Source organism: Streptomyces sp. NPDC034099, from assembly GCF_055575415.1.
Window position 1 is genome coordinate 520,624 of sequence record NZ_JBVISR010000001.1, and the last position, 24,135, is coordinate 544,758.

Annotated in this window: 26 protein-coding genes; 13 read left to right on the forward strand and 13 right to left on the reverse strand. The window is 71.7% G+C overall.

Going from position 1 to position 24,135, the window contains the following annotated elements:
* The first annotated feature begins 38 nt into the window (after positions 1-38).
* Genes deoC through ACZ56V_RS02395 form a run of 3 tightly spaced genes read left to right on the forward strand, consistent with a single transcriptional unit; the run spans position 39 to position 3,383 of the window.
* Entirely contained in the window at positions 39-1,034 is a 996-nt protein-coding gene (deoC, locus tag ACZ56V_RS02385) for a deoxyribose-phosphate aldolase (protein WP_398912437.1), read from the forward strand.
* 5 nt (positions 1,035-1,039) lie between these two features.
* Positions 1,040-2,476: an aldehyde dehydrogenase family protein gene (locus ACZ56V_RS02390; protein WP_398912436.1), complete on the forward strand. Its 1,437-nt coding sequence runs from the start codon at positions 1,040-1,042 to the stop codon at positions 2,474-2,476.
* Positions 2,469-3,383, forward strand: coding sequence for an aldehyde dehydrogenase family protein (locus tag ACZ56V_RS02395; RefSeq protein WP_356360962.1), 915 nt, complete (start codon positions 2,469-2,471; stop codon positions 3,381-3,383). Before ACZ56V_RS02390 ends, ACZ56V_RS02395 begins: the two co-directional genes overlap by 8 nt.
* Before the next feature lie 89 nt (positions 3,384-3,472).
* Here the strand turns inward: ACZ56V_RS02395 and ACZ56V_RS02400 are convergent, their stop codons facing one another.
* Positions 3,473-3,877, reverse strand: a complete 405-nt coding sequence (locus ACZ56V_RS02400; protein ID WP_059302194.1) for a hypothetical protein — start codon at positions 3,875-3,877, stop codon at positions 3,473-3,475.
* A 192-nt stretch (positions 3,878-4,069) separates the two neighbouring features.
* Between ACZ56V_RS02400 and ACZ56V_RS02405 the strand changes: the two genes are divergently transcribed.
* Positions 4,070-4,672, forward strand: a complete 603-nt coding sequence (locus ACZ56V_RS02405) for a uridine kinase (protein ID WP_356361060.1) — start codon at positions 4,070-4,072, stop codon at positions 4,670-4,672.
* A 222-nt stretch (positions 4,673-4,894) separates the two neighbouring features.
* On the opposite strand, the gene ACZ56V_RS02410 is transcribed toward ACZ56V_RS02405, so the two are convergent.
* Positions 4,895-5,626: a SigE family RNA polymerase sigma factor gene (locus ACZ56V_RS02410; protein WP_398912435.1), complete on the reverse strand. Its 732-nt coding sequence runs from the start codon at positions 5,624-5,626 to the stop codon at positions 4,895-4,897.
* Between the two features lie 209 nt (positions 5,627-5,835).
* Here ACZ56V_RS02410 and afsQ1 point away from each other — a divergent pair, with 209 nt between their 5' ends.
* From afsQ1 to ACZ56V_RS02435, 5 genes are all read left to right on the forward strand, one after another.
* Entirely contained in the window at positions 5,836-6,513 is a 678-nt protein-coding gene (afsQ1, locus tag ACZ56V_RS02415; RefSeq protein WP_003974066.1) for a two-component system response regulator AfsQ1, read from the forward strand.
* Positions 6,510-8,120: an ATP-binding protein gene (locus ACZ56V_RS02420; RefSeq protein WP_398912434.1), complete on the forward strand. Its 1,611-nt coding sequence runs from the start codon at positions 6,510-6,512 to the stop codon at positions 8,118-8,120. The genes afsQ1 and ACZ56V_RS02420 overlap by 4 nt, the downstream gene beginning before the upstream one ends.
* On the forward strand, positions 8,120-8,731 hold the full coding sequence (locus tag ACZ56V_RS02425; RefSeq protein WP_468938607.1) for a hypothetical protein: 612 nt from the start codon (positions 8,120-8,122) through the stop codon (positions 8,729-8,731). Before ACZ56V_RS02420 ends, ACZ56V_RS02425 begins: the two co-directional genes overlap by 1 nt.
* 91 nt (positions 8,732-8,822) lie before the next feature.
* On the forward strand, positions 8,823-9,374 hold the full coding sequence (locus ACZ56V_RS02430) for a VanZ family protein (protein ID WP_468938610.1): 552 nt from the start codon (positions 8,823-8,825) through the stop codon (positions 9,372-9,374).
* Between the two features lie 95 nt (positions 9,375-9,469).
* Entirely contained in the window at positions 9,470-9,673 is a 204-nt protein-coding gene (locus ACZ56V_RS02435; RefSeq protein ID WP_356360980.1) for a PspC domain-containing protein, read from the forward strand.
* Positions 9,674-9,756: 83 nt separating this feature from the next.
* On the opposite strand, the gene ACZ56V_RS02440 is transcribed toward ACZ56V_RS02435, so the two are convergent.
* Together ACZ56V_RS02440 and ACZ56V_RS02445 are read right to left on the reverse strand one after the other, a co-directional pair.
* The gene (locus tag ACZ56V_RS02440) at positions 9,757-10,125 is read right to left on the reverse strand and encodes an ATP-binding protein (protein ID WP_356360982.1); all 369 of its coding nucleotides are present in this window, start codon (positions 10,123-10,125) and stop codon (positions 9,757-9,759) included.
* Between the two features lie 140 nt (positions 10,126-10,265).
* Positions 10,266-11,456, reverse strand: coding sequence for an adenosine deaminase (locus ACZ56V_RS02445; protein WP_398912431.1), 1,191 nt, complete (start codon positions 11,454-11,456; stop codon positions 10,266-10,268).
* 70 nt (positions 11,457-11,526) lie between these two features.
* Between ACZ56V_RS02445 and ACZ56V_RS02450 the strand changes: the two genes are divergently transcribed.
* Positions 11,527-11,757, forward strand: a complete 231-nt coding sequence (locus tag ACZ56V_RS02450) for a DUF5360 family protein (RefSeq protein ID WP_468938614.1) — start codon at positions 11,527-11,529, stop codon at positions 11,755-11,757.
* Between the two features lie 117 nt (positions 11,758-11,874).
* Here ACZ56V_RS02450 and ACZ56V_RS02455 read toward each other — a convergent pair whose 3' ends face one another.
* Positions 11,875-12,636: an alpha/beta hydrolase family protein gene (locus ACZ56V_RS02455; protein WP_467380599.1), complete on the reverse strand. Its 762-nt coding sequence runs from the start codon at positions 12,634-12,636 to the stop codon at positions 11,875-11,877.
* Positions 12,637-12,799: 163 nt separating this feature from the next.
* Positions 12,800-13,753, reverse strand: coding sequence for a LysR family transcriptional regulator (locus ACZ56V_RS02460; protein ID WP_356361008.1), 954 nt, complete (start codon positions 13,751-13,753; stop codon positions 12,800-12,802).
* 63 nt (positions 13,754-13,816) lie between these two features.
* Between ACZ56V_RS02460 and ACZ56V_RS02465 the strand changes: the two genes are divergently transcribed.
* Positions 13,817-15,127: an MFS transporter gene (locus ACZ56V_RS02465; protein ID WP_398912428.1), complete on the forward strand. Its 1,311-nt coding sequence runs from the start codon at positions 13,817-13,819 to the stop codon at positions 15,125-15,127.
* Between the two features lie 127 nt (positions 15,128-15,254).
* The gene (locus ACZ56V_RS02470; protein ID WP_398912427.1) at positions 15,255-16,259 is read left to right on the forward strand and encodes a sigma-70 family RNA polymerase sigma factor; all 1,005 of its coding nucleotides are present in this window, start codon (positions 15,255-15,257) and stop codon (positions 16,257-16,259) included.
* On the opposite strand, the gene ACZ56V_RS02475 is transcribed toward ACZ56V_RS02470, so the two are convergent.
* The gene (locus ACZ56V_RS02475; RefSeq protein ID WP_398912426.1) at positions 16,152-16,538 is read right to left on the reverse strand and encodes an STAS domain-containing protein; all 387 of its coding nucleotides are present in this window, start codon (positions 16,536-16,538) and stop codon (positions 16,152-16,154) included. The genes ACZ56V_RS02470 and ACZ56V_RS02475 overlap by 108 nt on opposite strands.
* A 131-nt stretch (positions 16,539-16,669) precedes the next feature.
* Between ACZ56V_RS02475 and ACZ56V_RS02480 the strand changes: the two genes are divergently transcribed.
* Positions 16,670-17,590, forward strand: coding sequence for an AEC family transporter (locus tag ACZ56V_RS02480; RefSeq protein WP_398912425.1), 921 nt, complete (start codon positions 16,670-16,672; stop codon positions 17,588-17,590).
* Positions 17,591-17,596: 6 nt separating this feature from the next.
* Here ACZ56V_RS02480 and ACZ56V_RS02485 read toward each other — a convergent pair whose 3' ends face one another.
* The 6 genes from ACZ56V_RS02485 to ACZ56V_RS02510 all read right to left on the reverse strand — a co-directional run bounded on the left by ACZ56V_RS02485 (position 17,597) and on the right by ACZ56V_RS02510 (position 24,026).
* Entirely contained in the window at positions 17,597-18,181 is a 585-nt protein-coding gene (locus ACZ56V_RS02485; RefSeq protein WP_467380594.1) for a Uma2 family endonuclease, read from the reverse strand.
* A 97-nt stretch (positions 18,182-18,278) separates the two neighbouring features.
* Positions 18,279-19,556 carry a thymidine phosphorylase gene (locus ACZ56V_RS02490; RefSeq protein ID WP_356361062.1) on the reverse strand — a complete coding sequence of 426 codons (1,278 nt, stop codon included), beginning with the start codon at positions 19,554-19,556 and terminating at the stop codon, positions 18,279-18,281.
* An 18-nt stretch (positions 19,557-19,574) separates the two neighbouring features.
* Positions 19,575-19,967 carry a cytidine deaminase gene (locus tag ACZ56V_RS02495; RefSeq protein ID WP_356361019.1) on the reverse strand — a complete coding sequence of 131 codons (393 nt, stop codon included), beginning with the start codon at positions 19,965-19,967 and terminating at the stop codon, positions 19,575-19,577.
* Positions 19,964-21,238, reverse strand: coding sequence for an ABC transporter permease (locus ACZ56V_RS02500; protein WP_468938623.1), 1,275 nt, complete (start codon positions 21,236-21,238; stop codon positions 19,964-19,966). The genes ACZ56V_RS02495 and ACZ56V_RS02500 overlap by 4 nt, the downstream gene beginning before the upstream one ends.
* A complete protein-coding gene (locus ACZ56V_RS02505) occupies positions 21,235-22,359 on the reverse strand; it encodes an ABC transporter permease (protein WP_104634004.1) in 1,125 nt (374 codons plus the stop codon). The genes ACZ56V_RS02500 and ACZ56V_RS02505 overlap by 4 nt, the downstream gene beginning before the upstream one ends.
* A complete protein-coding gene (locus ACZ56V_RS02510; protein ID WP_398912423.1) occupies positions 22,359-24,026 on the reverse strand; it encodes an ABC transporter ATP-binding protein in 1,668 nt (555 codons plus the stop codon). The genes ACZ56V_RS02505 and ACZ56V_RS02510 overlap by 1 nt, the downstream gene beginning before the upstream one ends.
* Positions 24,027-24,135 lie beyond the last annotated feature (109 nt).

Genomic DNA, 24,135 nt, shown 5'->3' on the forward strand with positions numbered 1-24,135 from the left:
CAGACCGCTACGCGCGTAGATATGCTCACCTGGTGACCATGCCCACCACTGCACCCGCCGCCGACGGACCCGCACAGGGCCCCGTAAACGGACCCGCTCAAGGATTCGCCGACGTCACCGCGTCCGACAGCACCCTGCGCCGCTTCCTCCACGGACTGCCCGGCGTCGACACGGTCGGTCTGGAGGCGCGCGCCGCTTCCCTCGGCACCCGTTCCATCAAGACCACCGCGAAGGCGTACGCCCTCGACCTCGCCATCTCGATGGTCGACCTGACGACGCTGGAAGGCGCGGACACCCCGGGCAAGGTCCGGGCGCTCGGCGCGAAGGCGGTCCGCCCCGACCCGACCGACCGCACGGCCCCCGCCACCGCCGCCGTCTGCGTGTACCCCGACATGGTGCCCACGGCCAAGGAAGCCGTCGCCGGCTCCGGTGTGAAGGTCGCCTCGGTCGCCACCGCCTTCCCGGCCGGCCGCGCCTCGCCGGCCGTCAAGCTGGCCGACGTGCGCGAGGCCGTGACGGCGGGCGCGGACGAGGTCGACATGGTCATCGACCGCGGCGCGTTCCTCGCCGGGCACTACATGAAGGTGTACGACGAGATCACCGCCGTACGCGAGGCCTGCGGTACGGCCGCCCGCCTGAAGGTCATCTTCGAGACCGGCGAGCTGTCGACGTACGACAACATCCGTCGCGCGAGCTGGCTCGGCATGCTGGCCGGGGCGGACTTCATCAAGACGTCCACCGGCAAGGTCGCGGTCAACGCCACACCCGCCAACACCCTCCTGATGCTGGAGGCGGTCCGCGACTTCCGCGCCCAGACCGGTGTCCAGGTGGGCGTGAAGCCGGCCGGCGGCATCCGCACCGCGAAGGACGCGATCAAGTTCCTGGTCCTGGTCAACGAGACGGCGGGCGAGGACTGGCTGGACAACCACTGGTTCCGCTTCGGCGCCTCCTCGCTGCTGAACGACCTGCTGATGCAGCGCCAGAAGCTGGCCACAGGCCGTTACTCCGGCCCCGACTACGTGACGGTGGACTGATCACCATGGCACCTGTTTTCGAGTACGCCCCGGCGCCCGAGTCCCGCGCGGTCGTCGACATCGCCCCCTCCTACGGCCTGTTCATCGACGGCGAGTTCACCGAGGCGGCCGACGGCAAGGTCTTCAAGACCGTCTCCCCCGCCACCGAGGAGGTCCTCTCCGAGGTCGCCGAGGCCGGTGAGGCGGATGTCGACCGCGCCGTGAAGGCCGCCCGCAAGGCCTTCGAGAAGTGGTCGGCGCTGCCCGGCGCGGAGCGCGCGAAGTACCTCTTCCGCATCGCCCGCATCATCCAGGAACGCAGCCGCGAGCTGGCCGTCCTGGAGACCCTGGACAACGGCAAGCCGATCCGGGAGACCCGGGACGCGGACCTCCCCCTGGTGGCGGCGCACTTCTTCTACTACGCGGGCTGGGCCGACAAGCTCGACCACGCCGGCTACGGCGCGGACCCCCGCCCCCTGGGCGTGGCGGGCCAGGTCATCCCCTGGAACTTCCCGCTCCTGATGCTGGCGTGGAAGATCGCCCCGGCGCTCGCCACCGGCAACACGGTGGTGCTGAAGCCCGCCGAGACGACCCCCCTGTCCGCCCTGTTCTTCGCGGACATCTGCCGCCAGGCCGGGCTCCCCCGGGGCGTCGTCAACATCATCACCGGCGACGGCCGCGCCGGAGCGGCGCTGACCGCCCACCCCGACGTGAACAAGGTCGCCTTCACCGGCTCCACGGCCGTCGGCAAGCAGATCGCGCGCACGGTGGCGGGCACCCGCAAGAAGCTCACCCTGGAGCTGGGCGGCAAGGGCGCCAACATCGTCTTCGACGACGCCCCGATCGACCAGGCCGTCGAGGGTATCGTCAACGGCATCTTCTTCAACCAGGGCCAGGTCTGCTGCGCGGGCTCCCGCCTCCTGGTGCAGGAGTCGATCCACGACGAGCTGCTCGACTCCCTCAAGCGGCGGCTCACCACGCTGCGCCTGGGCGACCCCCTGGACAAGAACACGGACATCGGCGCGATCAACTCCGCCGAGCAGCTGGCCCGTATCACCGCCCTCGCGGACCAGGGCGAGGCGGAGGGCGCCGAACGCTGGTCGCCGGCCTGCGAACTCCCCTCCTCCGGCTACTGGTTCGCCCCGACGCTCTTCACCAACGTCACCCAGGCGCACACGGTCGCCCGCGACGAGATCTTCGGCCCGGTCCTGTCCGTGCTCACCTTCCGCACGCCGGACGAGGCGGTCGCCAAGGCCAACAACACCCCGTACGGCCTGTCGGCGGGCATCTGGACGGAGAAGGGCTCGCGCATCCTGGCGGTCGCGAACAAGCTCCGCGCGGGCGTGATCTGGTCCAACACGTTCAACAAGTTCGACCCGACGTCGCCGTTCGGCGGCTACAAGGAGTCGGGCTTCGGCCGCGAGGGCGGCCGCCACGGCCTGGAGGCATACCTCGATGTCTGAGAAGACCGAAAAGACCGAACCGCGACTCTCGGTCTTCAAGACCTACAAGCTGTACGTCGGCGGGAAGTTCCCGCGTTCCGAGAGCGGCCGGGTGTACGAGGTGACCGACGCAAAGGGCAAGTGGCTGGCGAACGCCCCCCTCTCCTCCCGCAAGGACGCCCGTGACGCGGTGGTCGCCGCGCGCAAGGCGTTCGGCGGCTGGTCCGGCGCGACGGCGTACAACCGTGGCCAGATCCTCTACCGCGTCGCCGAGATGCTGGAGGGCCGCCGCGACCAGTACGTCGCGGAGGTCGCCGACGCCGAGGGCCTGTCGAAGTCGAAGGCGGCGGCGCAGGTGGACGCCGCGATCGACCGCTGGGTCTGGTACGCGGGCTGGACCGACAAGATCGCCCAGGTGGTCGGCGGCGGCAACCCGGTCGCGGGCCCCTTCTTCAACCTCTCCTCCCCGGAGCCGACGGGCGTCGTCGCCGTCCTGGCCCCGCAGGAGTCGTCCTTCCTGGGCCTGGTCTCCGTGATCGCCCCGGTCATCGCCACGGGCAACACCGCGGTCGTGGTGGCGTCGGAGAAGTCTCCCCTGCCCGCCCTGTCCCTGGGCGAGGTCCTGGCCACCTCCGACCTCCCCGGCGGCGTGGTCAACATCCTCTCCGGCCGTACGGCCGAGATCGCCGCCCCGCTCGCCGCCCACCAGGACGTCAACGCGATCGACCTCGCGGGCGCCGACGAGACGCTGGCGAAGGAGCTGGAGATCGCCGCGGCGGACAACCTGAAGCGCGTCCTGCGTCCACAGCCTGTGGACAACGCCGACTGGTCGGCGACCCCGGGCACCGACCGCATGACGGCGTTCCTGGAGACCAAGACCGTCTGGCACCCGACGGGTGCGCTGGGCGCGTCCGGTTCCTCGTACTGAGGCACCACCGCGCCCGACCACCGGCGAGCCGCGCCCTCCCACCGTCCGGGGAGGGCGCGGCTCTTCGTCTGCCGCGGGGCGGGCGGGGATCAGCGCAGCAGTTCGGTCGCCTGCCCCACCACCGGCACGGACCCGAGGGACTGGGCCTGGGCGACCGGGCCGGTCAGGGCCGTCGAGGTCAGCGGCTGGAAGTCGGCGACCTTGGTGCCGACGCCGTTGTCCAGCGGGTCGACTCCGGTGCCGGCCAGCGGGTTCGGCTTGAGGTCGGCGACCGGGCCGGTGACGTAGCCGACGATGCCGGTCACCGCCTGGACGCCCGCCTGCGGGTCGATGTTGCCCAGCGAGGTGGGGCGGGTGTGGGCCAGGCCGGCGATCGTCTCGCCGCTGTCGGCGGAAGCCGTCGCCGCTCCGGCCGCCAGGGCGGCCCCGGCGGTCGCGAGGGCGACCAGGGCGCGCTGGGCGTGCGGGGTGCGGGGGGACGCGTGTCGGGCCATCGGTGCTGCCACCTCTTGGTGTGGATTGCCAGGGACTGCCCTGATAACAGTGCGGACCGTGATCAGGTCACCGCGCAGCGCCACCGAGATGTGACGAGCGCTGCAAAGTCCACCCGCGGGGTCGTACGACGGCCGTTCGATGCCTCAGACTGGTGTCCCGTGAGCTCCCATCCGCCCATACCGACGCGAGTCGTGCTGCTCTGCGGCCCTTCCGGCTCCGGCAAGTCCCTCCTCGCCGCGCACTCCGGCCTCCCGGTGCTGCGCCTCGACGACTTCTACAAGGAGGGCACCGACCCGACACTGCCGACGGTCCCGCTCAGTTCCGACATCGACTGGGACCATCCGGCGTCGTGGGACGCGGACGCGGCGGTCGCCGCCATCGGGGAACTGTGCCGCACGGGGCGTACCGGCGTGCCCGTCTACGACATCTCGCTGAGTGCCCGCACCGGCGAGACGACGGTCGACATCGGGCGGACGCCGCTGTTCCTCGCGGAGGGCATCTTCGCCGCCGAACTGGTGGACCGCTGCCGGGAGCTGGGCGTGCTGGCCGACGCGCTGTGCCTGAGCCGGGGCCCGCTGACGACGTTCCGCCGCCGGTTCCTGCGGGACCTGCGCGAGGGCCGCAAGTCCGTGCCGTTCCTGCTGCGCAGGGGCTGGCGGCTGATGCGGCTGGAGCGGTCGGTCATCGCCCGGCAGACGGCCCTGGGCGCCCACGCCTGCGACCGGGACGAGGCGATGGGCCGGTTGGCCGCCGCGGCGGCGGGCCGGTGCGCCACCAGCCGTACGGTGGTGTAACGCCTGCTCACGCACGCGGAAGCGGGACTGGATGGACCCCCCGGCCCTCCAGTCCCGCTCCCTTTCCACTCCCCCGTGATCCCCGTCCCCCGTGGTCCCCCGTTGTTCCCCCGTGGTGCTTCCCCGTGAGTAAGAGCCCGGTCGTCTCCCCCTGATACACCCGGCTCGGAACTTTTTTCACGGGGCCCCGTCCCCTCGGACCGGTCGACCCGGCCCGTACCTTCAGGCGACCAGTTCGCCGAAGGCGTCCTCCTGGTCACGGCCGAAGCTGAGGACCTCGTCCTCGCGCAGCCGGCGCAGCGAGCGCCAGATGCTGGACTTCACCGTGCCGACACTGATGTCGAGGATGTCCGCGATCTCCGGGTCCGTACGGCCCTCGTAGTAGCGCAGGACCAGCATGGTGCGCTGGAGCTCGGGCAGCCGGGCCAGCGCCTGCCACAGGACCGTGCGCAGCTCGGTGCCGCGCATCGCGTCCATGTCGCCGGGCGTCTCCGGCAGTTCCTCGGTCGGGTACTCGTTGAGCTTGCGGCGCCGCCAGGCGCTGATGTGCAGGTTGGTCATGGTCCGGCGGAGGTATCCGCCGACCGCCGCCTTGTCACTGATCCGGTCCCACGCCCGGTAGGTCGAGAACAGCGCGCTCTGCAGCAGGTCCTCGGCCTCGAAGCGGTCGCCGGTGAGGTGGTAGGCCGTCGCGTACAGGGAGGAGCGGCGTTCCCGGACGTAGGCGGTGAACTCCGCCTCCGACAGGGAACGGTGCTCCCCCTGGTCCCCCGTGTTCCCCGTTTCCCCCGTGTTCGCGTCAACCACCGTCATGTACACGGTGTGCTGACGCCCGGTGCCGCGAGCGCACCCCCGCCCGCTCACGGCACCGGACTTCTCGGAACCCCGGTGTGCGTGCACGTCGTGCAGACGCGTGACCACTGCGCTGGTGTTGGTGCCCTTCAGCGTGTTCATCTCGCGCCCCCCCGTCGTGGACTGCCGGTTGCTTGTGACGAAAAGCCTGCCGCGGCGACTTCATGGCCGTGTCCGCCGACTGTCACAGAGCTGTCACAGGGGTCCGTCACGTCTGCGGCACCCTTCCTTCACAGGGTCCGGCGGCGTCCTGGGGCCCCAACCGCACCCACGGGTCGAACACCCACCCCCTCATGGGCCAGAATGAGCGCGTGCCTTCCCTGTTGCTGATCGAGGACGACGACGCCATCCGCACGGCCCTGGAGCTCTCCCTGACCCGCCAGGGCCACCGGGTGGCCACCGCTGCCAGTGGTGAGGACGGTCTGAAGCTGTTGCGCGAGCAGCGGCCGGACCTGATCGTGCTGGACGTGATGCTGCCCGGCATCGACGGTTTCGAGGTGTGCCGCCGCATCCGGCGCACCGACCAGCTGCCGATCATCCTGCTGACCGCGCGCAACGACGACATCGACGTGGTCGTCGGTCTCGAGTCGGGCGCCGACGACTACGTCGTCAAACCCGTCCAGGGCCGGGTGCTCGACGCCCGGATCCGGGCCGTGCTGCGGCGCGGGGAGCGGGAGTCCACCGACTCGGCGAGCTTCGGCAGCCTGGTCATCGACCGTTCCGCGATGACCGTGACGAAGAACGGCGAGGACCTCCAGCTGACGCCGACCGAGCTGCGCCTGCTCCTCGAACTGAGCCGGCGGCCGGGACAGGCGCTGTCCCGGCAGCAGTTGCTGCGCCTGGTGTGGGAGCACGACTACCTCGGTGACTCCCGGCTGGTGGACGCGTGCGTGCAGCGGCTGCGCGCCAAGGTCGAGGACGTGCCCTCGTCCCCGACCCTGATCCGTACCGTGCGCGGTGTCGGCTACCGGCTGGATCCGCCTCAGTGACACGGGAACACCAGGGGGGTACCCGCGGCCTGGCCGCGGCTCGCAAGGGATTCTGGTCCGGGCTGCGCTTCACCAGCCTGCGCCTGAGGCTGGTCCTCGTCTTCGGCCTGGTGGCGCTCACCGCCGCCGTGTCCGCGTCCGGCATCGCGTACTGGCTGAACCGGGAGGCGGTGCTGACCCGCACCCAGGACGCCGTGCTGCGGGACTTCGAGCAGGAGATGCAGAACCGGGCGGGCGCGCTGCCCGAGCACCCCACGCAGGACGAGTTGCAGCACACCGCCGGTCAGATGGCCAACAGCAGCCAGCGGTTCGGCGTGCTGCTGGTCGCCGAGGACGCCGACGGCGGAGCCGTGTACGCCAGTTCGGGCGGTCTGGGCGGCTTCGCGCTGTCCGACGTGCCGGAGTCGCTGCGCACGGCGGTGAACAGGGAGCAGAAGGTCACCTCGGCCAACAAGCACCCCTACCACTTGTACTGGCAGCGGATCACCGACGACGACACCCCGTACCTGGTGGCCGGCACGAGGGTGATCGGCGGCGGGCCGACCGGCTACATGCTCAAGTCGCTGGAGCCCGAGGCCAAGGACCTGAACTCGCTCGCCTGGTCGCTGGGGATCGCCACCGCGCTCGCCCTGCTCGGTTCCGCGCTGCTCGCGCAGGCCCTGGCGACGACCGTGCTGAAGCCCGTGCACCGGCTCGGGGTCGCGGCGCGGCGGCTGGGCGAGGGGAAGCTGGACACCCGGCTGCGGGTGTCCGGCACCGACGAACTGGCCGATCTGTCCCGGACGTTCAACAGCGCCGCCGAGAACCTGGAGAAGCGGGTCGCGGACATGGCCGGCCGCGAGCAGGCCTCCCGGCGCTTCGTCGCGGACATGAGCCACGAGCTGCGTACGCCGCTGACGGCGCTCACCGCGGTGACGGAGGTGCTGGAGGAGGAGCTGGAGTTCGCCGGCGAGGGCGAGGGCGGGAGTTTCGACCCGATGGTCGAGCCCGCCGTACGGCTGGTGGTGAGCGAGACGCGGCGGCTGAACGACCTGGTGGAGAACCTGATGGAGGTCACCCGCTTCGACGCGGGCACCGCCCGCCTGGTCCTGGACGACGTGGACGTCGCCGACCAGATCACCGCCTGCATCGACGCCCGAGCCTGGCTGGACGCCGTCGAGCTGGAGGCCGAGCGGGGCATCCACGCCCGGCTGGACCCGCGCCGCCTGGACGTCATCCTGGCCAACCTGATCGGCAACGCGCTCAAGCACGGCGGGTCGCCGGTGCGGGTGTCCGTGTCGCGGGCGGACGACGAGGTCGTCATCCGGGTGCGGGACAACGGTCCTGGCATCCCCGAGGACGTCCTGCCGCACGTCTTCGACCGTTTCTACAAGGCGAGCGCCTCCCGGCCGCGCTCCGAGGGCAGCGGCCTCGGCCTGTCCATCGCCCTGGAGAACGCGCACATCCACGGCGGCGGGATCACCGCCGAGAACGCCCCGGAGGGTGGTGCGGTGTTCACGCTGCGGCTGCCGCAGGACCCGTCACCGCCCGCCGACGAGGAGGCCGAGGACACGGCGGGGGCCGCGGGCGACGGGAGCAAGGGCAAGGACGCGAAGGGACAGGTCTGATGACCGTACGCCGGCTGCCGGCCCTCTCCGGGCTCCTGGTACTGGCCCTGCTGCTGACCGGGTGCGGCATCCGCGCCACCGAGGTGCCCACGGACTACGGTCCCGCGCCCTCGCGGGTGCGCTGCTCGCTCGCCGAGCCGGACGCGTCGACGTCGGCCACGCCCGGTCTGTCCGCGCAGGTGTTCCTGCTGTGCGGTTCGTCGCTGGTGGCCGTGGACCGCACGGTGCGGGTGCCGGACGGCGCCGCGGACTCGGGGCGGCGCGTGCTGGTGGCCCAGGGGCTGCTGGACGAGCTGGCGGCGCAGCCGTCGGCCGCGGAGAAGGAGGCCGGGTACACCTCGGACGTGCGCCACGGGATCACGGTGACGGGACCGCGCTCGGGCGACCCCGAGGACACGCTGCGGCTGAGCACCGCTCCGGACGACCTCACCTCGTACGCCCTCGCGCAGGTGGTGTGCACGTTCTCCGACTCGGCCGCGGCCGAGGGCGACGGCTCGGTGATCCTGGCCGGGCCCGCCGACCGGTCCGCCCGCCGCTATTCCTGCACGGACGAGGTCCGGGCCCGGCCCGGCAGCAACGAACCGCCGGCCGACGAGGTCTCGGGCGGCTGACGGACGGCCCCGCGGGCCCATGTGGCGCAAGCCTCACCCTTGCGGGTGGGGGCCCGGAACCGCGCACGGCGGGGGACGCGTCTAGGGGGACGTGCAGCGTCATGGGTTCCTCGGCGGCAGCGCCGCGCTCCGCATCCGTGCGACAGGAAGTGTTCTCCTGGTCGCACATCTCGCGTTCGTCGCCTGGTTTGCGCTGCGGCCGCTGGACGTCCCCTGGGTGCTGCCGCCGAACGTGCGGCCCTTCGCGGGGATCCGCGCCGACCTGGCGCTGGGCGGGCCCGCGGCGGCTCGTTCGCTGGGCGGGGGGCTGGTCCTGCTGGCACCGCTCGGCGTCCTGCTGCCGATGGCCGGCGGGCGGCTGCACGTCTCGCCGCTGGCGTCCCTGCTGCGCACCACGGCCGCTGCCGCCCTGCTGTCGGTGGGCATCGAGCTGCTGCAGACCGGGGTGCCCGGTCAGGTCGTCGACATCGACTCGGTGCTGCTGAACACCGTGGGGGTGGCCCTGGCGCACCTCGCCGTGGTCCCGGCGGGCCGGGCCCGGATCCGTCGCTGGTACCGGCAGGCCGGGCGGGAGGGTGTCCCCCAGGAGGAGCCCGCTCAGGGTCGGACCCCGACGATTCCCAGGGTCGGTATCGCCCCGTAGAGCGACGCTTTGTGCCGTTCGTCTCCGTAGCGTGGAGGGCAGATGAAGGGGAAGCCGGAAGGCGGCCCCACCCACACGCTCACGAAGGAGCCGCGATGTCCCGCCTCGCCCGCCCCACCAACGGCCGCATGATCGGCGGAGTGTGCGCCGCGCTGGCCCGGCGCTTCGGCACCTCCAACGGCACGATGCGGGTGATCTTCCTGGTCTCCTGCCTGCTGCCCGGCCCGCAGTTCCTGCTCTACCTGGCCCTGTGGATCCTGCTCCCGTCCGAGGAGAAGGCCGCCCGCACGGCCTGGTGAGCCACGTACCTCCCTCTGGTACGCCGATGGGGCGCACCCGGCGAAACCGGGTGCGCCCCGTCGGCGCGTGGGCGGGAGGCGGGTCAGCCGCCCAGCGGCAGGCCGTTGACCGGCAGGCCCTGGGTGGGCAGCCCCTTCAGCGGCACTCCGCCGAGCAGCTTGGCGACCGGCTCGGTCGGTCCCTCGGCGAGCTGCTCGGCGACCACCTGCTCGACGACCGGCTGCGCGGCGGTCAGACCGGTGTGGGAGACCTTGCGGCCCTGCTCCAGCACGTTGCCCGCGCCGGGCGCCACCTGGGAGACGGTCTCCGCGGGGAGGGTGCGGGCGACGGAGTCCACCGTCTGCGCGGTGTCGGGGAGCTCGGGGGCCGCGGTGGCCGCGCCCGCGCCGGCGGCGGCGAAGGCGGCGCCGAGGGCGGCGACACCGAGGGTCTTGGCAGCAGACTGCTTCATGGAAATGCGTCCTCGTGGTGGGGTGACGGGGATGTGAGCGGTGCTCGACCGTAAACACGCTTCACCCCCGGCGGCAAACATCGAAATGCGGACGGATTGTGAAAGCCCACCCGCGTTTCCGTATTACCGTCACCCCGCACTCAGCCCTCGGATGCCGAAGAACCGCTGGTCGAAGCCGTCTGCTGGAACAGCCATTCGGACTTCAGCTCCGCATATCCGGGCTTGATGACGTCATTGATCATGGCCAGTCGTTCATCGAAAGGAATGAACGCTGATTTCATCGCATTGACGGAGAACCACTGCATGTCGTCGAGCGTGTAACCGAACGCCTCGACCAGGTGCTCGAATTCCCGGCTCATGCTGGTGTGGGACATCAGCCGGTTGTCGGTGTTGACGGTGGCCCGGAAGTGCAGTCGGCGCAGCAGCCCGATGGGGTGCTCGGCGTAGGAGTCGGCGGCGCCGGTCTGCAGGTTGGAGCTGGGGCACAGCTCCAACGGGATCCGCTTGTCCCGGACGTAGGAGGCGAGCCGGCCGAGCTTGACAGAGCCGTCCTCGTCGACCTGGATGTCGTCGATGATGCGCACCCCGTGCCCGAGCCGGTCGGCGCCGCACCACTGCAGGGCCTGCCAGATGGACGGCAGCCCGAAGGCCTCACCGGCGTGGATCGTGAAGTGGTTGTTCTCCCGCTTCAGGTACTCGAAGGCGTCCAGGTGCCGGGTGGGCGGGTAGCCCGCCTCGGCGCCCGCGATGTCGAAGCCGACCACGCCGAGGTCGCGGTAGCGGTTGGCCAGTTCGGCGATCTCCAGGGAGCGGGCGGCATGCCGCATGGCGGTGAGCAGGGCGCCGACCCGGATGCGGTGGCCGTTCTCCCGGGCACGCCTCTCGCCCTCCCGGAAGCCCTCGTTGACGGCCTCCACGACCTCTTCGAGACTGAGCCCGCCCTCCAGGTGCTGCTCGGGCGCGTACCGCACCTCGGCGTAGACGACGCCGTCCTCGGCGAGGTCCTCCGCGCACTCGGCGGCGACCCGGACCAGGGCGTCGCGGGTCTGCATGACGCCGACGGTGTGGGAGAAGGTCTCCAGGTACCGCTCCAGGGACCCGGAGTCGGCGGCCTGCCGGAACCAGGTGCCGAGCAGGTCGGCGTCGGTTTCGGGGAGGTCCGGGTAGCCGGTCTCGCGGGCGAGTTCGACGACCGTGCCGGGACGCAGCCCGCCGTCGAGGTGGTCGTGCAGCAGAACCTTCGGTGCCCGGCGGATCCGGTCGGGCGACGGTGTCTTGGAGACCGTCGCGGTGTTCGCCGCGGCGCTCTTCCCGGTGCTTTGGCTCGTCATTTCCGCACTCTAACTCCTACGCGCGTAGAACGCCGGGCGAACGCCGGGACTGTCCGGCATCAGGGCGGCGATGCTGGTGACCGACCTGGCCTTCCTGCTGTACTGGTCGGTGGCCCTGCTGGCGCTCATCCCGGGGGAACACGCCTACTGGGACTACGACGACCCGGTGACGAGCGACTGGAACTACTCCTTCCTGCCCCTCGACCTCGCCGCCGGCGTCACCGGTCCGCTCTCCCTGACGCTCTCCCGGGGCGCACTCGGGGACCGTGCCCGCCGCACCGCCCGCTCTGGCTCCCCCTGATGCTCGTCTCGCTCACTCTCGGCACGGCCGGACTGCAGGCCGTCGCCTTCTGGGCGCTGCGCCACGACGGCACCACGGCGCACCGGCCGGCCCGGCGGCCCCCGGGCCGCTGACGCGCTACCGCCGCAACGACTTCCCGAACCCCGCCGCCAGCGGCATCCGCAGGCCCAGCGGCGGGGGAGCCGCGAGGGCGTCCTCCACCGGACGCGAGAAGGACTGCCCGAACAGCGCGCCCATCACGAAGTCCTCGGCCAGCGCCGCGACCTCGTCCCGGTACTGGCGCAGCCCGTGGCCGTCGGAGTGCACCTCGAACCGGCACACGGCGCGGTTCGCCTTCTTCGCCCGGGAGGCGAGCCGGAAGGACAACTCCGGGTCGCTGCGCCCGTCGTTGGTGCCGTGCACGATCAGCACCTGGCGTCCGGCGAGCTGCTTCACCGGTTCGGGTGGCGCGGCCAGGTCGTCCTCCGGCAGCCAAGGGGCGATCGCGAGCGCCGAGTTGACGGCCTCGTGCCCGGCCGCCCGCAGGGCCGCCCGTCCGCCCATGCCGACGCCCGCCAAGCAGACCGACACGTCGCCGTAGCGCCGTACGGCCTCGTCGGCGGCCCATTCGGCGTCCCGCGCGAGGTGCGCCTCGGCCCCGTTCCAGCCGCGGTAGCGGTAGTGCACGACATGCGCGGCCAGCCCCTCCTCCCGGCCCGCGCGTGCCAGCCTGCGCCCCAACGCGCGTACGGACGCGGCCGCGAGCAGCGCGGAGGGCCTGCGGTCGGACACCTCGTCGCCCCCGGGGAGCAGCAGCACCACACCGCTCACCGCCGTCCCCTCCGGACCGAGCGTCCGCCCCAGCCGGGCCCGACGGACCGGCGTCGCTTGCTGTGCCATGGCAGAAGATTCTCAGAAGACCGGGTGTACGGAACCCGTCCGCGCAGTCACCGTTACATATCGGGGAGTCCGTACACCGCGTCGGGATACTCCCGGTTCGCCGCTTTCACAGCGGGCGCTCGACCCGGCGAGTCTGCCGTCGTTCGCCGGGTGGGGCGCGCACCTACGCCGGCAGCAGACTCCCCCGCCGCGACAGCAGGAACTTCTTGAACGCCGCCACCGGCGGGGTGTCCGTGCGGCCCGCCAGCCAGGCCACGCCGATCTCGCGGGCGGCGCGCGGGGCGGTGACCGTCAGTTCGACCACCCCGGGGCGGGGCACGGCGGGCGGTGGCAGCAGGGCGACGCCGAGTCCGGCCGCGACCAGGCCGCGCAGTGTCTCCGCCTCCTCCCCCTCGAAGGCCACCTTGGGCCGGAAACCGGCCTCCTTGCACAGGGCGTCGGTGATGCGGCGCAGCCCGTAGCCGGGTTCCAGGGTCACGAAGTTCTCGTCGGCCGCCTCGGCGAGGCGGATCCGCCTGCGGCCGGCCAGGGCGTGGTCGGCCGGGACGACCAGGCGCAGCTTCTGCTCGTCGAGGCGGCGGGCGACCAGGTCGGGCGCGTCGGGCACCGGGGAGGTCAGGCACAGGTCCAGCTCCCCCGCGCGCAGCCGCTCCAGCATGGCCTCCCCGTAGTTCTGCACGAGGCTGAAGCGGACCCGGGGGTGGTCGGCGCGGAAGGCGTGCAGCAGGCCGGGGACGGTTTCGGCGCCCATGGTGTGCAGGAAGCCGAAGGCGACCTTGCCGGTGGCCGGGTCGGCGTCGGCGCGGACCTCGTCGGCGGCGCGCTCGACCTCGGCGAGGGCGCGTTCGACGGAGCCGAGGAAGGTGCGCCCGGCGACGGTCAGCGCGAGGGTGCGGCCGCGGCGCACGAACAGGTCGACGCCGAGGTCCTCCTCCAGGCGGACGAGGGCGCGGGAGAGGGTCGACTGGGGGACGTTCATCTCCTGGGCGGCCCGGGTGACGTGCTCGGTGCGGGCCACGCCGGCGAAGTGCGCGAGGCGGGGCGCGAGCAGCGCGACGATGTCTTCTGTGTCACCGGACGGTGACAGGCGGGGCCGTGAGCTTTGCTGATGCACCATGGGAACGATTATGGCCATTCCATGCATTGGACGGATGAGTAAGGGGCTTCGTACCTTCGTGGCATGACTCCCGCCGATACCGGGGCGTCCACGGTCGTGGACGCCGCATCCGCCGCCTCCACGGCCCCCGACGCCTCCGGCTCCTCCGACTCGCGCATGACACCGGGCGGTCCCGGCTACCGCCGGATGAGTTTCGCGCTGTTCCTGGCGGGCGTCGCGACCTTCGCGCTCCTGTACTCCACCCAGGCCCTGCTGCCGCTGATCTCGGGCGACCTGGGCGTCACCGCGAGCGACGCGAGCTGGACGGTGGCCGCCGCGACCGGTGGCCTCGCGGTGTTCGTCCTTCCGATGAGCGCCCTGTCGGAGCGGTTCGGACGGCGTACGGTCATGACGGCGTCCCTGGCGGTCGCGGTGACCGTCGGGCTGCTGGTGCCCTTCGCCCCGTCGCTGCCGGCGCTGGTCGCGCTGCGGGCGGTGCAGGGCGCGGCGCTGGCCGGCCTGCCGGCCTCGGCGACGGCGTACCTCGCGGAGGAGGTGCGACCGCGGGCGCTGGTCACCGCGATCGGCCTGTTCGTGGCGGGCAACAGCGTCGGCGGCATGAGCGGCCGGGTCATCACCGGCTGGGTCGCCCAGGAATGGGGCTGGCGGGTCGCCGTCGGGGTCATCGGCCTCGTCGCGGTGGCGTGCGCGGTGGCCTTCCGGATGCTGCTCCCGGCGCCGAAGCACTTCACGCCGGGCTCGCTGCGCCCCCGGGTCCTGGTCCGCACGGTCCGCGACCACCTCGCCGACCCGCTGCTGCGCCGCCTGTACGCGATCGGCGCCCTCTTCATGACGGTGTTCGGCGGCGTCTACACGGTGATCGGCTACCGCCTGACGGAAGCACCGTTCTCCCTTCCGCAGGGCCTGATCGGCTCGATCTTCCTGGTCTACCTGGTCGGTACGGTCTCGGCCTCGACGGCGGGCCGCCTGGTGGGCCGCCTCGGCCGCCGCGGGGCGCTCTACCTGGGCGCGGGTACGACCGCGGCGGGCCTGCTGCTGTCCCTGGCTCCGTCGCTGCCGCTGGTCCTGCTGGGCCTCGTACTGATCACGGCGGGCTTCTTCGCCGGGCACGCGGTGGCCTCCTCGGCGGTCGGCAAGACCGCCCAGCACGGCCGCGCCCAGGCCTCGGCGCTCTACCAGTCCGCCTACTACGTGGGCTCCAGCGCGGGCAGCACGGTCGGCGCGGTGGCCTTCCACTCCGGCGGCTGGTCCGGGACGGTCGGCGTCGGGGTCCTCGCGGTGCTGGGCGTCGTGGTGATCACGGTCTCCGGATCACTGGCCGCCCGCCGACAGGCCGGCGACGCCCCGGTGAAGACGCTGAGCCTGTCCCGCTGAGGATTCCGCCCCCACCCCGACCTGCGCTTTCATTGACTGCACAGGCCATTGTCAGTCCCCTGCGGTAGCTTCCGAAGTGCGAGGCGCGAAGACGCGCACGACGGGACGCCACAGGGGTGGGTGGACGATGACCAACGGCACCGTGACGACGGAGCTGGACTCCGCGCTGGAGAAGCACCGGCCCGAGCTGACGGGGTACTGCTACCGGATGCTCGGTTCGTCCTTCGAGGCCGAGGACGCGGTGCAGGACACGCTGGTCCGCGCCTGGCGGAGCTACGACAAGTTCGAGGGCCGCTCCAGCCTGCGCTCGTGGCTGTACCGGATCGCGACCAACGTCTGCCTGGACATGCTGACCGCGGGCAACAAGCGGGCGCGTCCGATGGACCTGACGGAGGCGACGCCGCTCGCCCAGGCCGCCCTGTCCCCCCGCCCGGACCACACCTGGCTGGAGCCGATGCCGGACGCCCGCGTGCTGCCGCAGACCGCCGATCCGGCCGAGGCCGCGGTCGCCAAGGAGTCCGTGCGGCTCGCCTTCATGGCCGCCCTCCAGCAGCTGCCGCCCAAGCAGCGGGCGGTGCTGATCCTGCGCGAGGTCCTGGCGTGGAAGGCGAGCGAGGTCGCCGAGCTGCTCGGCACGTCGGTCGCCTCCGTCAACAGCGCCCTGCAGCGCGCCCGCGCGACGCTCGCCGAGCGGGCGGACCGGGGGGCCGACGCGGCGGTGTCGGACCCGCTGGACGAGGAGCAGCAGAAGCTCCTGGAGCGCTATGTCGCGGCCTTCGAGGGCTACGACATGACGGCGCTGACGGCGCTGCTGCACGAGGACGCGGTGATGACGATGCCGCCGTTCGACCTGTGGCTGGCCGGTCCGTCGGACATCACCGGTTTCATGACCACGCTCGGCGCCGCGTGCGCCGGTTCCCGGCTGCTGCGGGTGGAGGCCAACGGGCTGCCGGCCTTCGCGCACTACAAGCCGGACCCGGAGGCGGGCGGCTTCGCGCCCTGGGCGGTCCAGGTGCTGGAGATCTCAGACGGCCGCATCACCGGGTTCCACTGCTTCCTCGACACCAAGCGGTGGTTCCCGCTGTTCGACCTGCCGCTCCGTCTCGAAGCGGAGGCCGACGAGGTCGAGTAGGGCGTGCAGGGCCGGATCGGGGTCGCGCAGCCGTATCCGGCCCCCGGCCCGCCGGGCGGTGAGTTCCAGCCGGGCCAGCAGGTCGACGACGGCGAGCCCCGGCGGTCCCAGACCGCCGACGTCGCAGACGACGACCCCGGCCCGGGTGGTTTCCAGCAGCGCGCGCACCTCGTCGCAGAACCGGGGCGTCTCCCCTCGGGAGACGGGCCCCGGCAGCACGAGTACGGCGGGTGTCACGGCGTCCACGTGCGGTAGACCCGGCGGGCCGGCGGAACTCATCGGTGCGGGGCCCGTCGTGGATCACATTGACCTGCGCGTGCCCTCCAACAGAGGCTTCGCTGTATGCCCCACATACCCCGTCCCGCCTCCGCTCCGCCCGGCATCCACATCTCCGTCCGGAAGGGGGCGCCGTGCAGGGGGTGCTGACCGGGTTCGCGGTCATCGCGGTGGTGATCGGGGTCGGCTATGTGCTCGGCCTGCGCGGCCACCTGGGTCCCCAGGGCCGCGAGGTGCTGACCAAGCTCGCCTTCCACGTGGCCTCCCCCGCCCTGCTGTTCACCACGCTGGCGACGGCCGACCTGTCGGTGGTCTTCTCCGCCCGGCTCCTGGTGACGGCGCTGTCCACGGTGGCGGTGGCCGGTGCGTTCGTCGCGGTGGGCGTCGCCCGCGGCTGGGGCGTGGGCCGTACGACGATCGGCGCGCTCTGCTCCGGCTACGTCAACTCCGGCAACCTCGGCATCCCGATCGCCGTGTACGTCCTGGGCGACGCCTCGCTGGTGGCGCCGGTACTGCTGTTCCAGCTGGTGCTGGTGACGCCGGTGGCGGTGACGATCCTGGACCTGTCGCGCGGGGGCGCCGGGGGCTCGCTGTGGCGGCGGCTGCTGACGCCGCTGCGCAATCCGATCGCCCTGGGTTCGCTCGCCGGGGTCGCGGTGGCCGCGAGCGGCCTTCGGGTCCCGGACGCGGTGATGGACCCGGTGACGCTGATCGGCAACATGTCCGTCCCGGCGGTGCTGCTGGCCTTCGGCATCGGCCTGTGCGGCTCCACGATGCCGCTGCGGGGCGTGGAACGGCGGCCGGTCCTGCTCGCCGTCGCCCTGAAGGCGGTGGGACAGCCCGCGGTGGCCTGGGCGCTGGCGTCGGGGGTCTTCGGTCTGCGGGGCCCCCAACTCCTCGACGTGGTGGTGACGTCGGCACTGCCCGCCGCGCAGAACCTCTACACGTACGCGTCGACCTACGGGGTGGGCGAGCGCCTGGCGCGGGACGCGATCCTGGTGTCGACGGTGGTGTCCGTGCCGGTGCTGGTGGGGGTGGCGGCGGTTTTGGGGTGAGGAGTCTCAGCTCGTGGGAAAGACGCCGGTGTCGATCTCCAGGTCAAAGGGGTTCGGCAGGGTCAGCTTCTCGCCGTACTCCACAGACGCCAGGACGCGATAGGTGCCGTCCTCAGGCACCCCGTAAAGCGTGGCTGTCGGGCATCCGCTGTGCCAGGGGTCCAGAAGAAGATAGAGAGGGACACCGGCCCGGGCATATCCCCTGACCTTCTTGATCCGGTCGTGATTGGCATTGCTGCGCGAGGTGACTTCGACGACCAACTCCGCCTCACTCGCATGCACCCTCCTGCCCTGCCGCAACGCCACTCTGGGCACGACGCACAGATCGGGCTGGAAAACGCCCGCAGTCTCCGGGACCCCCAGCCCCAGAGTCTGGTAGATGCCACACCCCTCGGGGACAGCGGTGTAAAGGCTGATCTGAAGCAGTTCGGCGGTGTCGTTGTGCGCTTCGGACGGCGGAGGCGCCACGGTGACGATCCCTTCAATGATCTCCACCTTGCTGCCCTCCGGAGCGTCCGTTTCCTCCAGGACACGGACGATCTCGTCCCAGCCCGCCCCTCCGGGGGTCGGCTCGGCACTGAGTGCGCTCATGGCGGTGTCTCCAATCGGTACGTCACCGATCCCAGCATGCCGAACGGGACCGGCGGAGGTCCACCGGTCCCGTTCACCCGCATGGGGAAACCGCAGGTCAGGCGATACGTTCCCGCACCACCGGCGAGGCGGTGAAGGCCGTGCCCGCCGGGGCCACGTCGTACGCGCCCTCCACCGCCGCGAGGGCGTAGTCGAAGCGGTCCGGGGTGTCCGTGTGGAGGGTGAGGAGGGGCTGGCCCGCGGTGACCGTGTCGCCGGGCTTGGCGTGGAGTTCGACGCCGGCGGCGGCCTGCACCGGGTCCTCCTTGCGGGCGCGGCCCGCGCCCAGGCGCCAGGCGGCGACGCCGATGTCGTAGGCGTCGAGGCGGGTCAGGACGCCGGAGGAGGCGGCCTTCACCACGTGCTGCTCCTTCGACGTGGGCAGCGTGGCGTCCGGGTCGCCGCCCTGGGCCGCGATCATGCGGCGCCAGACGTCCATCGCGGAGCCGTCGGCCAGCGCCTTCGCCGGGTCGGCGTCCTTCAGGCCCGCCGCGTCGAGCATCTCGCGGGCCAGGGCGAGGGTCAGCTCGACCACGTCGGAGGGGCCGCCGCCGGCCAGCACCTCGACCGACTCGCGGACCTCCAGGGCGTTGCCCGCGGTGAGACCGAGAGGGGTGGCCATGTCGGTGAGGAGCGCGACCGTCTTCACGCCGTGGTCGGTGCCGAGGCCGACCATCGTGGACGCCAGTTCGCGGGCGTCTTCGATGGTCTTCATGAAGGCCCCGGAGCCCACCTTCACGTCGAGGACCAGCGAGCCGGTGCCCTCCGCGATCTTCTTCGACATGATGGAGGAGGCGATCAGCGGGATCGCCTCGACCGTGCCGGTGACGTCGCGCAGCGCGTACAGCTTCTTGTCGGCGGGCGCCAGGCCGTCGCCCGCCGCGCAGATCACCGCGCCGGTGGTGTCCAGGACGTCCAGCATCTCCTCGTTGGACAGCAGGGCGCGCCAGCCCGGGATGGACTCCAGCTTGTCCAGCGTGCCGCCGGTGTGGCCGAGGCCGCGGCCGGAGAGCTGCGGGACGGCCGCGCCGCACGCCGCCACCAGGGGCGCGAGCGGCAGCGTGATCTTGTCGCCGACGCCGCCCGTGGAGTGCTTGTCGGCGGTCGGGCGGGACAGGGACGAGAAGTCCATGCGCTCGCCCGAGGCGATCATCGCGGCCGTCCAGCGGGCGATCTCGCCGCGGTTCATTCCGTTGAGCAGGATCGCCATCGCGAGCGAGGACATCTGCTCGTCGGCCACCTCGCCGCGCGTGTAGGCGTCGATGACCCAGTCGATCTGCTCGTCGCTGAGTTCGCCGCGGTCCCGCTTGGTGCGGATGACGGAGATGACGTCCATGGCCATGTCTGGCTGTCCTTACTTCGTGAGGTGGTCGGGGCCGAAGGCCTGCGGGAGCATCCGGGACAGCGGGAGGATCCCCTCCGGGGTCTCCAGGAGCAGCTCCGGGCCGCCGAACTCGTACAGCAGCTGCCGGCAGCGGCCGCAGGGGACGAGTACCTCGCCCGCGCCGTCGACGCAGACGAAGTGCGTCAGCCGGCCCCCACCGGTCACCTGCAACTGCGAGACGAGGCCGCACTCGGCGCACAGGCCGATGCCGTAGCTGGCGTTCTCCACGTTGCAGCCGGTGACGGTGCGGCCGTCGTCGACCAGGGCGGCGGCGCCCACGGCGTACCCGGAGTAGGGGGCGTACGCCCGGGACATGGCGTCCCGGGCCGCTGTGCGCAGCTCCTCCCACGCGGCCCCGGTCACTTGCCCTGGCCCTTGCGGTACTGCATGCCGTCCGCCTTGGGCATCCGCAGCCGTTGCGCGGACAGGGCGAGGACGACGAGGGTGACGACGTACGGCGTGGCGGAGACGACCTGGTTGGGGACCTCGTTGGTGCCGGCGTACCAGGCGAAGACCAGGGCGCCGACGACGAAGGTGATCGCGGCCTTGACGTACTTCTTGCGGATGACCAGCCAGATGGCACCGGCGACCAGCAGCAGCGCGCCGAGCAGCAGCAGGGCGTGCACGTTGGCGGAGCCGCCGCGCAGGTTGAGGCTGTCGGTGTAGCCGAAGAGGCCGGCGCCGATGGCGAGGCCGCCCGGCATCCAGTTGCCGAAGATCATCGCCGCGAGGCCGATGTAGCCGCGGCCGCTGGTCTGGCCCTCCAGGTAGAAGGGGTTGGCCACGATGGAGAGGAAGACACCGCCGAGACCGGCCAGTCCGCCGGAGATGATCACGGCGAGGTACTTGTACTTGTAGACGTTGACGCCGAGGGACTCGGCGGCGATCGGGTTCTCGCCGCAGGAGCGCAGCCGCAGGCCGAACGGCGTGCGCCACAGGATCCACCAGGTGGCGGGCACCAGGGCGACCGCGAGCAGGGTGAGCCAGGAGACGTCGGTGACCAGGCCGCCGAGCAGGCCCGCGATGTCCGAGACGAAGAACCAGTGCCGGTCGTTGAGGCTGTCCAGCCAGCCGGACAGGCCCGGGATCGAGAAGTGGCCGAGGGAGTCGACCGGCGGGGACTGCTTGGCCGAGCCGCCCTGGTGGCCCTCGAAGGCGAGCGGGGCCAGGTAGCGGGTGGCGCCGAGGGCCAGGATGTTGAGGGCCACACCGGAGACGATGTGGTTGACGTTGAAGGTGATCGTCACGATGGCGTGCAGCAGGCCGCCGAGGCAGCCGCCGATGATGCCGACGAGGACGCCGGTCCAGGGGCCCCACTGGAAGCCGGCCCAGGCACCGAACCAGGTGCCGAGGATCATCATGCCTTCGAGGCCGATGTTGACGACGCCCGCGCGCTCGGCCCACAGACCGCCGAGACCGGCGAGGCCGATCGGCACGGCGAGCTGGAGCGCGGTGGACATCTGGCTGACGTTGGTGATGCCGTTGGCGCCGGTGATCAGGCGGACGATCGAGGTCAGCGCCAGGGCACCGGCGATGACCAGGAGCAGCACGGGCCACGACATGCGGCGGCCGGTCGGTGGTGCGTGCTCCAGCGACGGCTGGTTGACGTCGGTCGCTGTGGTCGGAGCGGTCATCGGCCGGCCACCTCCTTCTTCGAGTTGTCGGTGGCGCCGAGGACGTGACCGGCGGCCAGCTCCGCGCCGACCCGGCGCTGCTGGCGGCGCAGGCCCCACTCACGGACGGCCTCGTAGGAGACGACGACCGAGAGGACGATCAGGCCCTGCATGATGACCGCGATCTCCTTGTCGTACCCGTGGAAGTCCAGCTCGGGCGAGGCCTTGTCGAGCCAGGCCCACAGCAGGGCGGCGAAGGCGATCCCGACCGGGCTGTTGCGGCCGAGCAGGGCGATGCCGATGCCGAGGAAGCCGATGCCGGTGGGGAAGTTGAGGCTGTAGGTGTGGGTGTCGCCGAGCAGGATCGGCAGGCCCGCGAGACCGGCGAGGCCGCCGGAGATGAGCATCGCGGTGAGCACCATGCGCTTGGGATCGACACCGCTGGCCGCGGCGGCGGACTCGGAGGCGCCGGAGGCGCGCAGGTCGAAGCCGAAACGGGTGCGGTTGAGGACCAGCCAGTAGCCGATGCCGAGCAGTACGGCGAGGATGACCAGGCCGTAGATCTCGCCGGCCGCGCCCATGTCGATGCCGGGGATCCAGCCGGACTCGTGCATCTCGCCGGTGGTGTTGTTGTTGCCGATCTTGACGCCGAAGACGTCGGGCAGCCACAGGTAGCCGATGACGGCGGTGGCGATGGAGTTGAGCATGATCGTCGCGACGACCTCGCTGACACCCCGGGTGATCTTCAGGACACCGGCGATGCCGGACCAGAAGGCACCGGTGAGGACGGCGGTCAGGAGCAGCAGCGGGACCTGGAGGCCGGCCGGCAGGCTGGCGTGGGCGCCGACGATCGCGGCCATCATGGCGGCGAGCTGGTACTGGCCGTCGACGCCGATGTTGAACAGGTTCATCCGGAAGCCGATGGCCACCGCGAGGGCCGCGATGTAGTACATCGACGCCTGGTTGATGATCAGGACCTGGATGTCGGAGAATCCGGCCTGCTCGAACATGAGGGCGAACGGTTCGACCGGGTTCTTGCCCGAGGCGATCAGGACGATCGCGCTGAGCACGAAGGCCACGGCGAGCGCGATGACCGGTCCGGCCACCGCGAGGAGCACGCGCTCCTTGTCGAACTTCTTCATCAGCGGGCCTCGTCTTCCGGAGACTCGGGGGACTCAGGGGCCTCGGGGGACTTGAGCGACTGGGTCGGCTCGGGAGTGTCCGGGGACTGCGCGGATTCAGGGGACTCCGGGGACTTGGACACGCCCGCCGGGGCCGCCGGGGACTTGGGGGTCTCCTCGTCCTCCAGGTGTCCGGAGGCGGCGCCGGTCATCGCCGAGCCGAGCGCCTCGGGGGTGATGGTGGCCGGGTCGGCGTCCGCGACCAGCTTGCCGTCGTAGATCACCCGGAGGGTGTCGGACAGGCCGATCAGCTCGTCCAGGTCGGCGGAGATCAGCAGCACGGCCAGGCCCTCGCGCCGGGCCTCGCGGATGTGGTCCCAGATTGCGGCCTGCGCTCCCACGTCCACACCGCGGGTGGGGTGGGCGGCGATGAGGAAGCGCGGCTTGTGGCTCATCTCGCGGCCGACGATGAGCTTCTGCTGGTTGCCGCCGGACAGCGAGGCGGCGGTGACGTCGATGCCGGGGGTGCGGACGTCGTACGTCTCGACGATGCGACGGGTGTCCTGCTGGGCGCTCTTGAGGTCCAGCCAGACGCCCTTGCTGTTGGGCTTCTCGGTGACGTGGCCGAGGATGCGGTTCTCCCAGAGGGGCGCCTCCAGGAGCAGTCCGTGGCGGTGGCGGTCCTCGGGGATGTAGCCGACGCCCTGCTCGCGGCGCTTGCGGGTGGGCAGCGCGGTGATGTCCTGGTCGAGGAAGCGGATGCTGCCGGAGTCGGCCTGGCGCAGCCCGATGAGCGCGTCGACCAGCTCGGTCTGGCCGTTGCCCTCGACACCGGCGATGCCCAGCACCTCACCGGCGTGGATGGTGAAGGAGATGTCGTCCAGCAGGGCCTTGCCGCCGGGCGCCACGAGGCGCAGCGTGTCGACGGTGAGGACCGCGCGGTCGGTGACCGTGGACTCCGCCGTCTCCGGCGTGGGCAGTTCGCTGCCGACCATCAGCTCGGCGAGCTGCCGGGGGGTGGTCTCGGCGGGGACGGCCGTGCCGACCGTCGTACCGCGCCGGATGACGGTGATGTCGTCGGCGACGGAGAGGACCTCGCCCAGCTTGTGGGAGATGAAGATGACGGACAGGCCCTCGGCCTTCAGCTCGCGCAGGTTGTCGAAGAGGGCGTCCACCTCCTGCGGCACCAGGACGGCCGTGGGCTCGTCGAGGATCAGCGTGCGGGCGCCGCGGTAGAGGACCTTGAGGATCTCCACGCGCTGGCGGGCGGCGACGCCCAGCTCCTCGACGAGGACGTCGGGACGCACCCCGAGGCCGTACCGCTCGGAGATCTCCTTGATCTTCCGGCGGGCCCTGGCGCCGATGCCGTACAGCTTCTCGCTGCCGAGGACCACGTTCTCCAGGACCGTGAGGTTGTCGGCGAGCATGAAGTGCTGGTGGACCATGCCGATGCCGCGGGCGATGGCGTCGGCGGGCGAGGAGAAGGTCACCTGCTCGCCGTCGACCGCGATGGTGCCCTCGTCCGGCTTCTGCATGCCGTAGAGGATCTTCATCAGGGTCGACTTGCCGGCGCCGTTCTCGCCGACGAGGGCGTGGACGGTGCCCTTGCGGACGGTGAGGTGGATGTCGTGGTTGGCCACGACTCCGGGGAAACGCTTGGTGATCCCGGCGAGTTCGACGGCGGTCACCGGTTCGTTGACCGCCGCTCCGGCCGGAGGGCTGCTGGACGCGTCGATGGCGCACTCTCCTGGGGACGGGGGCCGTCTACGCGCGTAGCGCCCCTACGGCATCTAAAGC

Coding starts and splice junctions, on each gene's coding strand:
- ACZ56V_RS02475 (WP_398912426.1), bottom strand. CDS start 16,538: ATGAGTTCCGCCGGCCCGCCGGGTCTACCGCACGTGGACGCCGTGACA.
- ACZ56V_RS02400 (WP_059302194.1), bottom strand. CDS start 3,877: ATGGCCCGACACGCGTCCCCCCGCACCCCGCACGCCCAGCGCGCCCTG.
- ACZ56V_RS02445 (WP_398912431.1), bottom strand. CDS start 11,456: ATGACGAGCCAAAGCACCGGGAAGAGCGCCGCGGCGAACACCGCGACG.
- ACZ56V_RS02440 (WP_356360982.1), bottom strand. CDS start 10,125: ATGAAGCAGTCTGCTGCCAAGACCCTCGGTGTCGCCGCCCTCGGCGCC.
- ACZ56V_RS02395 (WP_356360962.1), top strand. CDS start 2,469: ATGTCTGAGAAGACCGAAAAGACCGAACCGCGACTCTCGGTCTTCAAG.
- ACZ56V_RS02465 (WP_398912428.1), top strand. CDS start 13,817: ATGACTCCCGCCGATACCGGGGCGTCCACGGTCGTGGACGCCGCATCC.
- deoC (WP_398912437.1), top strand. CDS start 39: ATGCCCACCACTGCACCCGCCGCCGACGGACCCGCACAGGGCCCCGTA.
- ACZ56V_RS02500 (WP_468938623.1), bottom strand. CDS start 21,238: ATGACCGCTCCGACCACAGCGACCGACGTCAACCAGCCGTCGCTGGAG.
- ACZ56V_RS02455 (WP_467380599.1), bottom strand. CDS start 12,636: ATGGCACAGCAAGCGACGCCGGTCCGTCGGGCCCGGCTGGGGCGGACG.
- ACZ56V_RS02490 (WP_356361062.1), bottom strand. CDS start 19,556: ATGGACGTCATCTCCGTCATCCGCACCAAGCGGGACCGCGGCGAACTC.
- ACZ56V_RS02425 (WP_468938607.1), top strand. CDS start 8,120: ATGACCGTACGCCGGCTGCCGGCCCTCTCCGGGCTCCTGGTACTGGCC.
- ACZ56V_RS02450 (WP_468938614.1), top strand. CDS start 11,527: ATGCTGGTGACCGACCTGGCCTTCCTGCTGTACTGGTCGGTGGCCCTG.
- ACZ56V_RS02505 (WP_104634004.1), bottom strand. CDS start 22,359: ATGAAGAAGTTCGACAAGGAGCGCGTGCTCCTCGCGGTGGCCGGACCG.
- ACZ56V_RS02435 (WP_356360980.1), top strand. CDS start 9,470: ATGTCCCGCCTCGCCCGCCCCACCAACGGCCGCATGATCGGCGGAGTG.
- ACZ56V_RS02485 (WP_467380594.1), bottom strand. CDS start 18,181: ATGAGCGCACTCAGTGCCGAGCCGACCCCCGGAGGGGCGGGCTGGGAC.
- ACZ56V_RS02470 (WP_398912427.1), top strand. CDS start 15,255: ATGACCAACGGCACCGTGACGACGGAGCTGGACTCCGCGCTGGAGAAG.
- ACZ56V_RS02410 (WP_398912435.1), bottom strand. CDS start 5,626: ATGAACACGCTGAAGGGCACCAACACCAGCGCAGTGGTCACGCGTCTG.
- ACZ56V_RS02460 (WP_356361008.1), bottom strand. CDS start 13,753: ATGGTGCATCAGCAAAGCTCACGGCCCCGCCTGTCACCGTCCGGTGAC.
- ACZ56V_RS02390 (WP_398912436.1), top strand. CDS start 1,040: ATGGCACCTGTTTTCGAGTACGCCCCGGCGCCCGAGTCCCGCGCGGTC.